The sequence below is a fragment of the Halolamina sp. genome (assembly GCF_036626355.1).
In the GTDB taxonomy this organism is placed as follows: Archaea; Halobacteriota; Halobacteria; order Halobacteriales; family Haloferacaceae; genus Halolamina.
Window position 1 is genome coordinate 1 of the sequence record NZ_JAZKRY010000078.1, and the last position, 12,947, is coordinate 12,947.

Here is a 12,947-nt window from a genome sequence, read left to right on the forward strand (position 1 = left end):
GAGAACACGGAGCAGAACGCTTCGACCACCCTGCTTTTCTTTCGGCCGACCCGGGAGCCACCAGCTCGGTCGTTCGACCACCGCTGGGGCCGCTGGCCCGGCCCGACCGGTAGCGGTTAGGCACGGGGGCCACTACGCCGGCGTATGCCACGCGAGAAATCAGCGTTCGAGCAGCTCCACCCGTGTGATTTCTACACCCCCGACGAGCTGCTGGAGGCGGACCAGATGTACACCGTCTACGAGATCGCCCGCCTGCTCCAGGGGCTCGAGCCGACCGCCGAAATCGACGAGGAGACCGAGGCGATACTGCTCGACTGGGCCATCCCCTGGGTGATGCAGAACGCGGCGGAGCTCGTCGTCGCCGACCCCCCAACCGAGGACGACCCGGGCTACTACGGGCTCCGCCGTGGCACGGATATCGAGCGCGAGTAGCGACCCAGTTGCAACAGAAACCAGCCAGCGGCGGTCGTCCAGCGAGTCGGTGACGCTGGCCCAGGGCGACGCGCCCGGACGGCGCGAGAGGCAGAGTTTAGTGGACCCGCGCCCCGCTCTGAACCAACCATGCAGGTCGAAGTTCTCGAAGCCACCGACGACCCGGAGGAACTGGTCTGTCGAGCCGCACGAAACGACTACGCGTCGCAGTTCGTCGGCGATGTCTCGTTCGAGGAGGTGATGGATACCGTCGACGGTGACAGTATGGAGGAGAAACAGCGGACGCTCATCTCCCACCTGCTGGGCCACGGCCACTACGGCCCGTTCGAGCACGCGCAGGTGACGTTCGCCGTCGAGGGGATGTCCCGTTCCTGTATGGCCCAGCTCACCCGCCACCGACACGTCTCCTTCGACGTCCAGAGCATGCGCTACGTCTCGTTCGACGACATCGATCCGGAGAACGTCATCGACGGCGGGATGGTCGTGATGCCACCCTCAGCGAGCGATCCCGACTGGGTCGGCCGGAACCAGAAGGTCGGCTCCGTCGACGAGGAGACCGTCGAGAAACGGGAGGCGCTGTTCACCCAGTCGGTCCAGCGGTCGGTCGAGGAGTATCAGGAGCTCCTCGACCTGGGCATGCCGCCCGAGGACGCCCGCTTCGTCCTCCCAATCGGGACGAAGGTGAACGTCGTGATGAGCATGAACGCCCGGACGCTGATGCATATCGCGGATATGCGGGCCGCCGCCGACGCGCAATGGGAGATCCGCGGGCTGACCGAGAAACTGCTCGAGTACGCCGCGGAGTGGTGTCCGATCACCTTCGACTACTACGAGCGGGAGATGAAGAATCGGAAGAACCGGCTGGCGCCCTGAGCAGCGTGCGGAGGAGTACCCCACCAGCTCTCGGGTGGGATGCGCCAGCGCGTCGGGATCGCCCGCGCACTCGCGGTCGAACCGAAACTCATCATCGCCGACGAGCCGGTGTCGGCGCTGGACGTGAGCGTCCAGGCCCAGATCAGCAACCTGATGAAGCGACTGCAGGACGAGTACGGAATGTCGTACCTGTTCATCGCCCACGACCTGAGCGTCGTGAAACATATCTCCGACCGCGTCGCGGTGATGTATCTCGGCGAAATCGTCGAGACTGGAGATACAGAGGACATCTACGGGCATCCACAACATCCCTACACTCGTGCTCTCCTCTCGGCGATTCCGAGCGTCGACGGGGACGGCGAGATGCGGGAGGTGGTGCTCTCCGGAAATCCCCCGAGCCCCATCAACCCGCCGTCGGGCTGTTCGTTCCATACACGCTGTCCGGAGTATCTCGACGGTCGCTGTGAGGAGGTCGTTCCGGAGCTCCAGTCTGTCGCGGACGCGACGGGCACTGTCGACGCCCCCGAGCGGGACATTGACCTCCCGGACTACGAGAGCGAGGATGGACATCTCGTGGCCTGCCACTGGCTCGATGAGGCCTCTGTGAGACGCCGCGAGCAAGACCCCTTGATGTAGGAACTCGCACGCCCACTTCGGCTGGGCGACACGGGTTAAACACCTTTGAGGGTTGGGGGCGAACAGCGACCATGCGCCGCCTCCTCCTCGCCCTCCTCGTCGTCCTCGCTGGGTGTGCCACGACCCTCCCAGCGACCGATCAACCAGACGCCACCACCCCGCCGGCAGCGGGTGGCAGCGTCGACGCCCCGGCCTCCGCGACACCGAAAGATGACGCAGTGCAGGCAGAGGTCGTCGAAATCGTCGACGGCGACACGATGAAAGTGGTGCTGGAGAACGGAAGCCGCGAGACGGTTCGCCTGCTCGGCGTCGACACGCCGGAGGTCCACGGCGAGAACACCCCTGGAGAGTTCGAGGGCATCCCGGATACCGAGGCCGGGCGAACCTGCCTCCGGAAATGGGGCGAACAGGCCAGTTCCGTCGCGAAAGAGCGCCTGCTCGGCGAGCCAGTCACGCTGAGCTTCGACGCGAACGAGCCACGTCGGGGCTACTACGACCGGCTGCTGGTCTACATCCACGTCGACGGCGACTCGTTCAACTACGCGCTCATCACCCACGGCCTCGCGCGCGTCTACGACTCGGCGTTCCAGTACGGCGACCGCTACGACGCCGCTGAATCCGCGGCGATGGAGGCGGGAACGGGGCTCTGGGCCTGCCGTGCGGGCGGTGCCGGGTCGACGCCGACGGACACCGCGACGGCGACAATCGCCGAGGGTGATATCCCACTGCGTGTGAGCGAAATCCACGCCGACGCCGAAGGTGACGACCGGGAGAACCGCAACGACGAGTACGTCGTGCTGAAAAACATCGGCGACGAGGAGCTGGAGCTCTCAGGTTGGACCGTCAGCGACGAGGCCGACCACACGTACACGGTCCCGGACGGCACCAGCCTCGCGCCCGGCGAGACGCTGACACTCCACACCGGCAGCGGCACTGACGGCGACGGCCACCTCTACTGGGGTGCTGGAAGCCCGGTCTGGAACAACGCCGGCGATACGGTGACTGTCCGGACCGCGAGCGGAGAAATCGCCGCTAAACGGAGCTACAGCTGATGGGGCTGTTGGGCGGCTATCTCCGGCTCCAGATCGTCATCGTCACTGCGGTGGTCCTGGCCATCGGCGCGTTCAGCATTCTCACCGGCACCGACGGGACCCTGGGACTGTTGGTGCTGTTTGGACTGATCATCGCCGGCTTCGCCGCGTTGGCCGCCCTGTTCTCCTTCAGGTGAACCGGCTCCGAGTGTCAATCGAGCGTTCACAAGCCAGAGCGGCCGGACCGCAAACCACTTTCCGTGCTCACCCCTTCTCGGAGCCATGCGCTCAGGGATCATCATCGCCGGCGGTCGCTCCACCCGGTTCGGCGATGCCGACAAAGCCGTCGCAGCACTCGCCGGCGTGGCCATGATCCGCCGGGTCGCCGACCGACTGGCGCCCGTCGTCGAGGAGCTCGTGGTGAACTGCCGGCCGGACCAGCAAGCAGCCATCGAGGACGTGCTTGAGAGCGGCCCGCTCCCGGTAACGTTCGCACTGGATTCGGAGCCTGATCAGGGCCCGATGGCGGGCATCCGCGACGGTCTGTGTGGTGCGAGCGGCGACCACGCTGCCGTCGTGGCCTGTGACATGCCGTTCGTCGACCCGGCGACCATGGACTACCTGTTCGACCGCTGTCGCGGTACCGTGACGCCGCCCCCCGACGCCGACGACGTCGGCGAACCACCGTACGACGCCGCAGTGCCACGCCTGGGGGACGGCTGGTTCCAGACTACCCAGGCGGTGTACCGACCCGAGCCGATGGTCGACGCCTGCACCGCCGCGCTGGGGCGCGGCGACCGGAAAATCCTCGCACCGCTCGAGGAGCTCTCCTACGCCGTCGTGAGCGAGGACGAGCTGACAGATCGGACCGAGCTCTGGACCTTCGACAACATCAACACACAAGAGGAGCTGAAAGCCGCCGAGGAACGGCTCGCCGCCGAGTAGCGGTCACTCGAGCACGTCGACGACCGTCGCCTCGGCCATCTGGGCGAGCACGACGCGCGGGACGACCGACCGGTCCGCGTGCTCGAGCACCGTCTCGGCCACTGCACGCGCCACTGTTTCGTCCGCCTCGTCGTCGACTTTGTTCACCAGCGGCACGGCTGTCGCACCCGCGGGAACGCCTTTCATCCCGCCGGCCGGACTGGCGAGCACGCGCCCGACGACCTCGGGTGTCACCTCGTCGCCGACGGAGATGTCGGTGATATCGGCGACGTGTTCGGGGCGGTGAACCAACGCGTCGGTAAGCGGTTCACCGACGACGTGGGCGCTGGCGATCGGGATGACGGTATCCGCCGAATCGGGGACCTGTGGCTCGTTGTCGGCTGGGGATTTGAACTCACGCATCCGCGCGCCGTCGGCTTTTACCAGTACGGGGCCGTCGTGGGCCGCCGCGATTTCACTGACGGTATCGGTGTCGTAGCCGCGGTATCGGTCCTCGAACTCCCGTTCGGGGACGAGCCCCAGCGGCCAGTTGTCGCGGGTCAGCAGCGCCGCGATGGGGTCCTCGGTGACGGCCACGTCGGAGACGTGCGGGTCGAAAATCGGGATACGGACGGTCGCGGTGACGACGGCGCGCTCGGCGCGAGCCGCGAGCGCGTAGAGCGTCGTCTTCTTGCCGCCGGCACCGACGAGACAGACGAGGCCGTTAGCGTCGAGCGCCGACGCGAGTGCAGACATGGCTGGACAGACGACGGCCGGGTTCAAACCGTTTCGGCCTGCAGTCGGTTAGACCACGTCGCCCATCCGCGCGAACTCGACCCCCGGTTTGCCGGCGGCGTGTTCGATGAGCTCCGAGAGCATCGCCGGGCGGGGGGCTCGCCCGATGACCTGCGGGTGGACAGTCATCACGAAGATTCCGCCGTCGACGTGCTCGTACATCCAATCGAACTGCCGGCGCCAGTGGTCGAACACCGCTGTCTCGTCGGAGAACGCGTGCCCCCCCGAGTACGCCAGTGCGGGGTAGTCGTCGCGCTGCCACGACACCGGAAGTTCGGTGATGCCGACCGGCTCACCCACCTCGTAGGGGCCGTCCGGCGGGGCGTGTTCCTCGGTGAGTTCGTAGGGCTCGAACTCTCGGGCCATCCCGGATGAGGACCACTCGAAGCCGAGGTCGGCGAGGAGCGAGACGGTGTTGGCCGAGAAGTCCCACGAGGGCGAGCGGTAGCCATCCGGTTCCGATCCGGTGAGCCCTTTGATGCTCTCGACCCCGCGGAGGAGGTCCGCGCGCTCGGCCTCGCGGCTCTCGTACTCGCCCGGCTGCGTGTGGCTCCAGCCGTGATGACCCACCTCGTGTCCCTCGTCGACGGCGCGCTGGCAGGGCTCAGGGAACGAATCGATGGTGTGACCAGGGATGAACCAGGTCGAGGGCACGTCGTGACGGTCCAGTACGTCCAGCACGCGCGGCGCGCCCACCTCGGCGCCGAAGCGGCCGCGGGAGCGCTGGACGGGCGAGTCGCCGAAATCGCCCATGTGGAGCCATGGCGAGACGGCGTCGAAGTCGACGGTCAGGCAGACGGTTGGGTTCGGCATGGAGGCAAGGGAGGACTGAGAGGCGATAAAGCCACGCGAAGCGGCCAGTTCTCGACTGCTTAGCTCCATGATATCGGCACCGCTGTCGGCCGGACCGTCTGCGCTCTGTTGGTGTTCGGCAAAACCTGGACCCTCGGTGTATCGGCAGCCGGTGTCCGAACTGCGACGTCCCTCTGTTGGCCGGAACACCATATCAAAGAAGCGATAGTTAGTCCCGGTGTCACTGCGGTTGCCGGCCCGCCCCGCCGTCCAGGCCGACTCGTCCTGCTGAACCATCTCACCGCCACGTTGATAGGTTCGAGCACAGAATCGCCAGTATGGCCCGTTCGCTGGCGATCGATACCGAGTCCGACGTGGTTCGGGGGGTGGCAATGGGCCTCGCGTTTCTCGTCGGCCTCGCGCTCAACCTGGACCCGGAGCGGCGCGTGCTCGCGCTCGCGGTGTTCGGCGGCGGCGCGGTAGCGTTCTTCGGCCTCGCGGCGCTTGCGGCCATCGACGACGAGTACGCCAGCCCACAGCTTCGGTGGTATCTGTTCGCCGCATGGGGCGTGTTGCTGTTCGCCGTCGGCGTGTGGACGGAGTCGGCCGTCAGTGGCATCGGTGGCGTCGTCGTCGCCGTCTACGCCGCGGTCCGGGCATGGCTCTTCGAGGCGGTGGCCGGATCGGGGGACGTCGATGGTGCACCAGAGGGCGCCGGACCGGGGGAGCAATCGGGGACGTCAACCGAGGAGAATCCGGCAGCGCGGAGCCCGGCCACAGCTGACCGAGTTCGACAGGGAGCGGGCAGAGCGCGCGACGATGAAGCCGGGGACGATGATACTCAGGAGGCGGTCCGCGAGCGTGAGAACGGGGGGTGAACCCGCGGCCGGCTTGCGGTCTGGGCGGCGAGTGTCGAGATACCGTTTAGACAGGGTTTTTCAGTCGGGGGGACGTAGCCTTCATCGATGACCGACACCGAAGCCGTCTCTGTGGCAGGGGGCTGTCAATGAGAGGAAGCGACCAGCAGGCCTACGACCGCGGGACGTCGCTGTTCTCGCCCGACGGCCGCATCTACCAGGTAGAGTACGCTCGTGAAGCGGTTTCACGTGGCGCGCCAAGCGTGGGCGTCCGGACCGAGAACGCTGTCGTCCTCGCAGCCCAGGCTCAGGCGAGCTCGAAGCTGATGGAGTCCGAGAGTATCGAGAAGATCCACAAGCTGGACGACCACGTCGGCGCCGCCTCCGCGGGTCACGTCGCTGACGCACGCCAGCTGATCGACTTCGCCCGCCGGATGGCCCAGGGGAATCACCTGCGCTACGGCGAGGCCGTCGGCGTCGAGACGCTGACGAAATACGTCACGGACCACATCCAGGAGAACACCCAGAGGGGTGGCACGCGGCCGTACGGTGCGGCGCTGCTCATCGGCGGTATCGAGGGCGGCATCGAGAGCGAAGACGGCGAAGATGGCCGACCTCGGCTGTTCAGTGCCGACCCCTCGGGAACGCCTCACGAGTGGAAGGCGACCATCATCGGCGGCGGTCGCGAGGAGATCCAGGAGGTGCTCGAGGAGGGCTGGCACGACGAACTCTCGCTCGAAGAAGGGCTCAACCTCGTGCTCAGCAGCCTCCGCGAGCACGACGAGGAGATAGAGGCCCACGCGCTTTCGGTCTCGGCAATCACCGCCGAGGACGGCTACGAACATTACGAACCCGAGGAGATCGCGTCGCTGCTCGAAGCGCTCGAGGACGAAGCCGCCGGCGAAGAAGAGGAGTAACGGACGCTCCGCGGATCGGAGACGGCGTCATTCTCTTTTCCGGCGCCGTCGCCCGGTGTCGCTGCCGATCCGTTCTGCATCGGTCGATTCATCCCTGAGCGAGGCGGCCGCTATCCGACTGTTTAGGTAGGCAGCGCTCTCAGCCACGGCCGTGCAGCTACCCGAAGGCGGCACGGTCGTCGACGCCGACGGCACGTTGGACGCGGACGTGGGTATCGAGAACGGCACGGTCACAGTGGTCGGCGACGTCCCGGAGGCCGATATCGACGAGCGCACGGACATCTCCGGGAAGTTCGTCGTACCCGGGATGGTCGAGTACGGCCTCTCACCTGAGGGCGCGCTCGAGGCGGCGACGGGGCTCGCGCGACGATGAGAGTCCCGGTGTATCCTGCGAATCCGCCACACGGCGGCGAGGAAACGCAACGGTTTTACGTATCTCACCGCTACCGTTCTATACATACGCTCTGGTGGTGTAGTCCGGCCAATCATATCACCCTCTCACGGTGATGACCGGGGTTCGAATCCCCGCCGGAGCATTCTTGGGTCTCCCAGTTCGGTAGTGACGGCCGTTTCGAGCCGAGTTCGGCCCGCCTCCCACTCCGCTCCCCTCGCCCTGTTCCCGGCGAAGGAAACGAATCTTTATACCGGAGCCACGGTCATTTACCGCTAACGGAGCACCACATGGCATCGACGATATATCTCGTGAGTATGGCGTTCATGGCCCTGTTCCTGCTCGCCATCGTTGGCGCGATCGTGGGCCGGGACTGGAAAGCGTACACACCGACCCTCCGACCGGAGGGCTCGTCGCTCTCGTCAGCGGCGGGAAACGAGTCCGTTTGGGTCCTGCTGTTCGTTGTCGCCGCACTGGCGGTCGGCGGTGGCGCGACCCTGTTCGTCAGTGGCGACAGCTATTCGGCCACGCTCGTGACTACGGGCGGCATCATCGTCGCCGTCGCGCTCGCCCTGGCGTTCCTCTTCTACCTGTTCTACGGCACCTACGCCGCCGCGAAGTCGCGCGGGTTCCAGAAGGCCGCCGCGGTGATGGCCGGGTCGTGGATTCTCGGCCTGCTCGTCGTCGGCGCGATCACGCTGAATCTGCTACTGGGCTGAGCCCCAGAGCGAAACGTTCCTGTAGCTTCCCACCCGAGTTATCAGCGACGTGAGCGTCTACTCTCGGCTCCTGCGAGCGGTGATCAACGCGCTCGACCAGCCGGCACCTGCCGCGGGAGCCGGCCACCCGACTCACCGCGTGGCGCGGGGGGCTCTCACACTCGTCTTCGCGATCACGGTGTTTGGGCGCCCTGCGCTCGCCCATGGCGGTCCGGGCATCCAGTCCCAGCCAGTCGACACGCCGATCTGGCTGTTCCTGCTGACCGGTGGCGGCGTCATCGCCGTCTCCTTCCTGCTCACCAGTTTCGTCACTGACCGGGGCGTGCTCGACGCGTACCACGAACGTCGGCTCAGCGTTCCCGGCGGAGCGGTCATCCGAGACTGGGGGACGTACATCGCCGCCATCCTCGGCGTCGCGGGCCTCGCCGCTGTCCTCGTTATCGGCGTCTTCGGTCCGCCCGACCCGGGACGGAACCTCGCAGTGCTACTCGTCTGGGCTGTCTGGTGGGCCGGCTTCACCATCAGCACCTACCTGATTGGGAACGCCTGGCCCGCCATCGATCCGTTCGCCCGACTTACCGACCTCCTCCCGGAACGAGGCGGCGTCGACTTGCCAGCCTGGGTCGGGCGCTGGCCCGCCGTCGCCGGACTGCTGCTGCTGGTCTGGCTGGAGGTGGTGAGCAACGTCGCCTCGGACCCGATTCAGCTCGCCACCGTCGTCGGGCTCTATGCCGTCGCCAGCCTCGTCGGGAGCGCCATACTCGGCAGCAAGACGTGGCGCCGACAGATCGACCCGATCTCGAACGTGTTCCGGCTCTACGGCAAGATCGCGCCGGTTCAGCGGTCCGAGGACGGACTCGTGCTTGCGGCGCCCGGCGCCGGACTCGCCAATCTTGACGACCCCGACGAGCCGACTGCTGGGACGACCCTCCAGAGTGAGGTCGGCTTCGTCATCGCGCTGCTCTGGGTCACCAGCTACGACGGCTTCGTCGCGACGCCGGGCTGGGAGGCACTCGCCGGCCCGGTCGTTCGGGCTGGGCTGCCGGCCGAACTCACCTACTTCGGCGCGCTGTTGCTCGGGTACGGCCTCTTCCTCGCCGCCTACTGGTGGGCGTCGAAGCTCGTCCGCCGCGCGGGCCGGACGTTCCGCTCGAGGGTGGCTATCGGCGCCGCGTTCGCGCCCTCGCTGGTCCCCATCGCCGCGGGCTATCACCTCGGCCACTACCTCCCGTATTTCCTGCGGCTGGCACCCTCCTCGGCTGTCGTCGCCGCGTCGCCGCTCTCGCCGCCGCTGGGCCCGCCAGTGCTGGTGTTGCCTGGCTGGGTCGCCAGCATCGGGCCGATTGCAGTGCTCGCGGGCCACGTGCTCGCGGTGTGGGTCGCCCACTCTCGCGCGTTCGAACTGTTCACGGGGAAGCTCCAGCCCATCCGCAGCCAGTACCCCTACGTGCTCGTGATGGTGCTCTACACCATGACCGGGCTCTGGCTGCTCGCCCAGCCGACCATCGACGCGCCGTTCCTCTGACAATGACTGAGACTGAAACCCCATCGACGGAGACCGCGTTCGTCGTCGACGACGACGCCAAGCGCTGCCCGCACTGTGGCCGACCCCTGGCCGACGAGCATCTGCTGACGCTCCACATCGGCGAGGAACATGCCGGGGCGATGAGCGAAGCGCAGGCGACGGCCTACGATGCTGCCCTCGAACAGGAGGACGACGACCTGTTCATCTTCCACATCAAGGTCATGGCCGCCATCACCCTCGTGACGTTCGTGTTCATCTACACGTACGCGTTCGTCTGGATCTGAGCCTCAGCGCTCGTGGAGCGTTACGTCGACTGCGCCGTCTTCAACCTCGACTGTCAGCATCGTCGCGATATCGGCAGGGTCGGCTCCAGTCACCGAGCCGGGGTTGAGCAGACGCACACCCTCGTGAACCGTGTCCACGACCTCGTGTGAGTGACCGCCAATACCGACGATTCCCTCGCCATTCCAGGCGCGGGTTCGCACGCGCGCTGTGTCGGCGATAGCCGTCTCCCAGTTGGCCCCCGCCAGTACGTCGCCCCGGATCGTCGCCCCTCCACCGGTCGTCGAGATCTGTCTGGCGTTGGCGGCTGTCTGAACAGGGTTGATGGTCCCGTGCGTGACGACGAAAGTGACGCCGCCCAGTGTGACCGACGCGACGGCGGGGAGTCCGATATCGGGGTCGATGTTACCGTGGACGGCCGTGAGCTCCGTCGCGAGTTCGCGCACGTCCGCGAGAACGTCCGCCGTCTCGAAGTCGCCCGCGTGGATCGTGTGGTCGGCCGCGGCGATCCGTTCGCAGAACGCGTCGGGGATCGCCGGCTCACGGGCCGGGATGTGGCTGTCGGAGATGACTGCGAGTTCCATGCGTTTGGCTTGGAGGCTGACAGGATAACGCTACCGACGATGCGAGCTCCAGGGTGTTTCGTTCGCGGTTCCGGAGGGGGCCGGTCGTAGCTCCGGAAGGTGCCGGTCGTTACGTCTGAAGTGTTCCGATAGTGGCCGGGTGACGCGTTCTAATGGACGAACGTCGACGAAAAGAACCGCCGTCAGTGCGGGTCTACAGGATGGAGTAGGACGCCGCGACCGACAGTGCGAGGAACGCAACGAAGGCGATGAGCATCACGTAGCTCACCGAGCGGGGCTCCCAGACCAGGTGCTGGTAGTAGCCCGCGACGAACAGCGCCTTCACCATCGAAAGGGTGGCGATGATCGCCAGCGCCACCCAGTAGTTCATGTCCAGGAACTCGACACCAACCTGTGCCGTCGCGAAGACGAACAGGACGACGTATATTGCCGTGTAGAGTTTTGTTCGTGCCATTGGGTTAGATGATGTAGAACAGCGGGAACAGGAACAGCCACACGATGTCCACGAAGTGCCAGTAGAGCCCGAAGTACTCCAGTGGCTCGTCGCTCCCGCTCGTGTACGCGCCGTTCCACGCTCGCCAGATCAGGTACACGGTGATGAGCAGTCCCGCGATGACGTGGCCCATGTGGAGCCCCGTCGTGAGGAAGTACGTCGACGCTCGCACGTTGGAGCTCAGCCAGACGCCCTCGTGGAACAGCTCGACCCACTCGATGGCCTTGTTGACGAGGAAGCCGATACCCAGTAGCAGCGTCGTCGTCAAGCCGGCGACGACGCCCTTCCGGCTCCCCTTCTCCGCGGCGACGAGCGCCAGCACGACTGCGAAGGAACTCGTCAGCAGCAGATAGGTGTTGACCAGCCCCGGGATAGCGGTGTGGGGAATCGGAACCCACTCCGTCCAGCCGTAGTCGACGCGGGTGAAGATGGCGGCGCCGATGAAGCCGCCGAACAGCACCACGTCGGAGGCCAGGAACACCCAGAGTCCGAGTTTGGTGTTCTCGATGTTCTCGAACGGCCACGCCTCGCCGACGCCGCCCTCGTGGGCGGTGAAGTTCTCGTAGCCCATGCCGGTGAGCGAGCCGATGACGCCGACACTGCCGACCAGCGACATCGCCATGTAGAACAGCCCCTCGGCGCCCTCGGGGTAGCTCCCGAGCTGCAGCCCCGACAGGCCGATGACGGCGATGAAGGTGAACACTCCGGTGACGATCGGCCAGTAGCTGGCGTGATCGACGTGGTGGTCCTCGTGGTCGGCCTCGTGGACGGCCATGCCGCCGTCAGCGGCGGTCCCGCCGTCAGCGGCAGCCGTTGGACCGCCACTGCGCTCGGACTCCGAGCCGAGGAACTCCAGGACACCCGTACTGTAGCTGGGCGTGCCGGGGAAGTTGTCGAGCGGGGGCGGTGAGGCGACAGCCCACTCGGCGGTCGTCGAGTAGGGCCACGGGTTGCCCGCGGCGTCCTCGCCGGAGACGAGGCTCTTGGTGAGATTGTAGACGACCAGCAGGAACGCGATCCCGAGGATGACGCCGCCGACGGAGGCGACCCGGTGCCAGACCAGATACTCGGGACGGTAGGCGAACACGCGGCGGGGCGTCCCCCACGCGAGGAACATCGGGAAGTAGAGCAGGTTGAATCCGGTGAAGTACACCGCGAAGGTGACCTTCCCGAGGAACTCGTCGTACATCTTCCCGGTCATCTTCGGGAACCAGTAGTAGAGCGCGCCGATCAGTGTCGTCACCCCACTGACCATCACGTAGTGGAAGTGCGCGACGACCCAGTAGGTGCCACGGAACTCGTAGTCGAGCACGACGGCACCCAGGAACACGCCGGTGATTCCGCCGACGATGAACAGGACGAGCGAGCCGAACGCGAACAGCATGGGCGTGTCCCAGCGGATCCGCCCTTTGATGAGCGTGTAGATGAGTGCGAACACCATCAGGTCGAACGGCAGCGAAATACCGATGGTGGTCGCCATGAACAGCGTCTTCACCTGGAGGTTGATCGAGGTGAGGAACATGTGGTGCATCCAGACGATGAAGCTCTGGAGCGCCACCAGCACCATCGAGACGATGAACCATTTGCGGCCGACGATCCGTCGCCCGGTGAACGTCTGGAAGATCTCCGCCATCGCCCCCAGCGCGGGGAAGAAGACGATGTACACCTCCGGGTGACCGAAGAACCAGAAGAGGTG

The 12,947-nt window shown here is 66.2% G+C and carries 16 protein-coding genes, 1 tRNA gene and 1 pseudogene; 13 read left to right on the forward strand and 5 right to left on the reverse strand.

Annotated elements, in window-relative coordinates; genetic code table 11:
• Positions 1-144: 144 nt before the first annotated feature.
• The 6 genes and pseudogenes from V5A38_RS11865 to V5A38_RS11890 all read left to right on the forward strand — a co-directional run bounded on the left by V5A38_RS11865 (position 145) and on the right by V5A38_RS11890 (position 3,917).
• Positions 145-432 carry a DUF5827 family protein gene (locus V5A38_RS11865; protein ID WP_332325975.1) on the forward strand — a complete coding sequence of 96 codons (288 nt, stop codon included), beginning with the start codon at positions 145-147 and terminating at the stop codon, positions 430-432.
• A 129-nt stretch (positions 433-561) separates the two neighbouring features.
• Positions 562-1,305: an FAD-dependent thymidylate synthase gene (gene thyX / locus V5A38_RS11870; RefSeq protein WP_332325976.1), complete on the forward strand. Its 744-nt coding sequence runs from the start codon at positions 562-564 to the stop codon at positions 1,303-1,305.
• Positions 1,306-1,323: 18 nt separating this feature from the next.
• Positions 1,324-1,941 (forward strand): annotated as a pseudogene (locus V5A38_RS11875) (ABC transporter ATP-binding protein); the annotation flags it as partial.
• A gap of 71 nt (positions 1,942-2,012) precedes the next feature.
• Positions 2,013-2,993: a lamin tail domain-containing protein gene (locus tag V5A38_RS11880; protein WP_332325977.1), complete on the forward strand. Its 981-nt coding sequence runs from the start codon at positions 2,013-2,015 to the stop codon at positions 2,991-2,993.
• Positions 2,993-3,169: a hypothetical protein gene (locus V5A38_RS11885; protein ID WP_332325978.1), complete on the forward strand. Its 177-nt coding sequence runs from the start codon at positions 2,993-2,995 to the stop codon at positions 3,167-3,169. Before V5A38_RS11880 ends, V5A38_RS11885 begins: the two co-directional genes overlap by 1 nt.
• A gap of 85 nt (positions 3,170-3,254) precedes the next feature.
• Positions 3,255-3,917, forward strand: coding sequence for a molybdenum cofactor guanylyltransferase (locus tag V5A38_RS11890; protein ID WP_332325979.1), 663 nt, complete (start codon positions 3,255-3,257; stop codon positions 3,915-3,917).
• A gap of 3 nt (positions 3,918-3,920) precedes the next feature.
• Here V5A38_RS11890 and yqeC read toward each other — a convergent pair whose 3' ends face one another.
• The gene (yqeC, locus tag V5A38_RS11895; RefSeq protein ID WP_332325980.1) at positions 3,921-4,652 is read right to left on the reverse strand and encodes a selenium cofactor biosynthesis protein YqeC; all 732 of its coding nucleotides are present in this window, start codon (positions 4,650-4,652) and stop codon (positions 3,921-3,923) included.
• A gap of 48 nt (positions 4,653-4,700) precedes the next feature.
• Positions 4,701-5,504 (reverse strand): polysaccharide deacetylase, encoded by an 804-nt coding sequence (locus V5A38_RS11900; RefSeq protein ID WP_332325981.1) that lies wholly within the window; start codon positions 5,502-5,504, stop codon positions 4,701-4,703.
• A gap of 317 nt (positions 5,505-5,821) precedes the next feature.
• Here V5A38_RS11900 and V5A38_RS11905 point away from each other — a divergent pair, with 317 nt between their 5' ends.
• From V5A38_RS11905 to V5A38_RS11935, 7 genes are all read left to right on the forward strand, one after another.
• The gene (locus V5A38_RS11905; RefSeq protein ID WP_332325982.1) at positions 5,822-6,361 is read left to right on the forward strand and encodes a hypothetical protein; all 540 of its coding nucleotides are present in this window, start codon (positions 5,822-5,824) and stop codon (positions 6,359-6,361) included.
• 128 nt (positions 6,362-6,489) lie between these two features.
• Positions 6,490-7,257, forward strand: a complete 768-nt coding sequence (locus tag V5A38_RS11910; RefSeq protein ID WP_332325983.1) for an archaeal proteasome endopeptidase complex subunit alpha — start codon at positions 6,490-6,492, stop codon at positions 7,255-7,257.
• 151 nt (positions 7,258-7,408) lie between these two features.
• Entirely contained in the window at positions 7,409-7,630 is a 222-nt protein-coding gene (locus V5A38_RS11915; RefSeq protein ID WP_332325984.1) for a hypothetical protein, read from the forward strand.
• An 88-nt stretch (positions 7,631-7,718) separates the two neighbouring features.
• Positions 7,719-7,793: transfer RNA gene (locus V5A38_RS11920), tRNA-Glu, on the forward strand.
• A gap of 145 nt (positions 7,794-7,938) precedes the next feature.
• Positions 7,939-8,367 carry a hypothetical protein gene (locus V5A38_RS11925; protein WP_332325985.1) on the forward strand — a complete coding sequence of 143 codons (429 nt, stop codon included), beginning with the start codon at positions 7,939-7,941 and terminating at the stop codon, positions 8,365-8,367.
• Positions 8,368-8,416: 49 nt separating this feature from the next.
• Positions 8,417-9,892, forward strand: a complete 1,476-nt coding sequence (locus V5A38_RS11930) for a hypothetical protein (protein ID WP_332325986.1) — start codon at positions 8,417-8,419, stop codon at positions 9,890-9,892.
• Positions 9,893-9,894: 2 nt separating this feature from the next.
• Positions 9,895-10,176, forward strand: coding sequence for a hypothetical protein (locus V5A38_RS11935; RefSeq protein ID WP_332325987.1), 282 nt, complete (start codon positions 9,895-9,897; stop codon positions 10,174-10,176).
• A 3-nt stretch (positions 10,177-10,179) separates the two neighbouring features.
• Here V5A38_RS11935 and V5A38_RS11940 read toward each other — a convergent pair whose 3' ends face one another.
• The 3 genes from V5A38_RS11940 to V5A38_RS11950 all read right to left on the reverse strand — a co-directional run.
• Positions 10,180-10,758, reverse strand: a complete 579-nt coding sequence (locus V5A38_RS11940) for a metallophosphoesterase family protein (protein ID WP_332325988.1) — start codon at positions 10,756-10,758, stop codon at positions 10,180-10,182.
• Positions 10,759-10,951: 193 nt separating this feature from the next.
• Positions 10,952-11,212, reverse strand: coding sequence for a cytochrome C oxidase subunit IV family protein (locus tag V5A38_RS11945; RefSeq protein WP_332325989.1), 261 nt, complete (start codon positions 11,210-11,212; stop codon positions 10,952-10,954).
• Positions 11,213-11,216: 4 nt separating this feature from the next.
• On the reverse strand, positions 11,217-12,947 hold a 1,731-nt coding region (locus tag V5A38_RS11950; protein ID WP_332325990.1), incomplete at its 5' end, for a cbb3-type cytochrome c oxidase subunit I.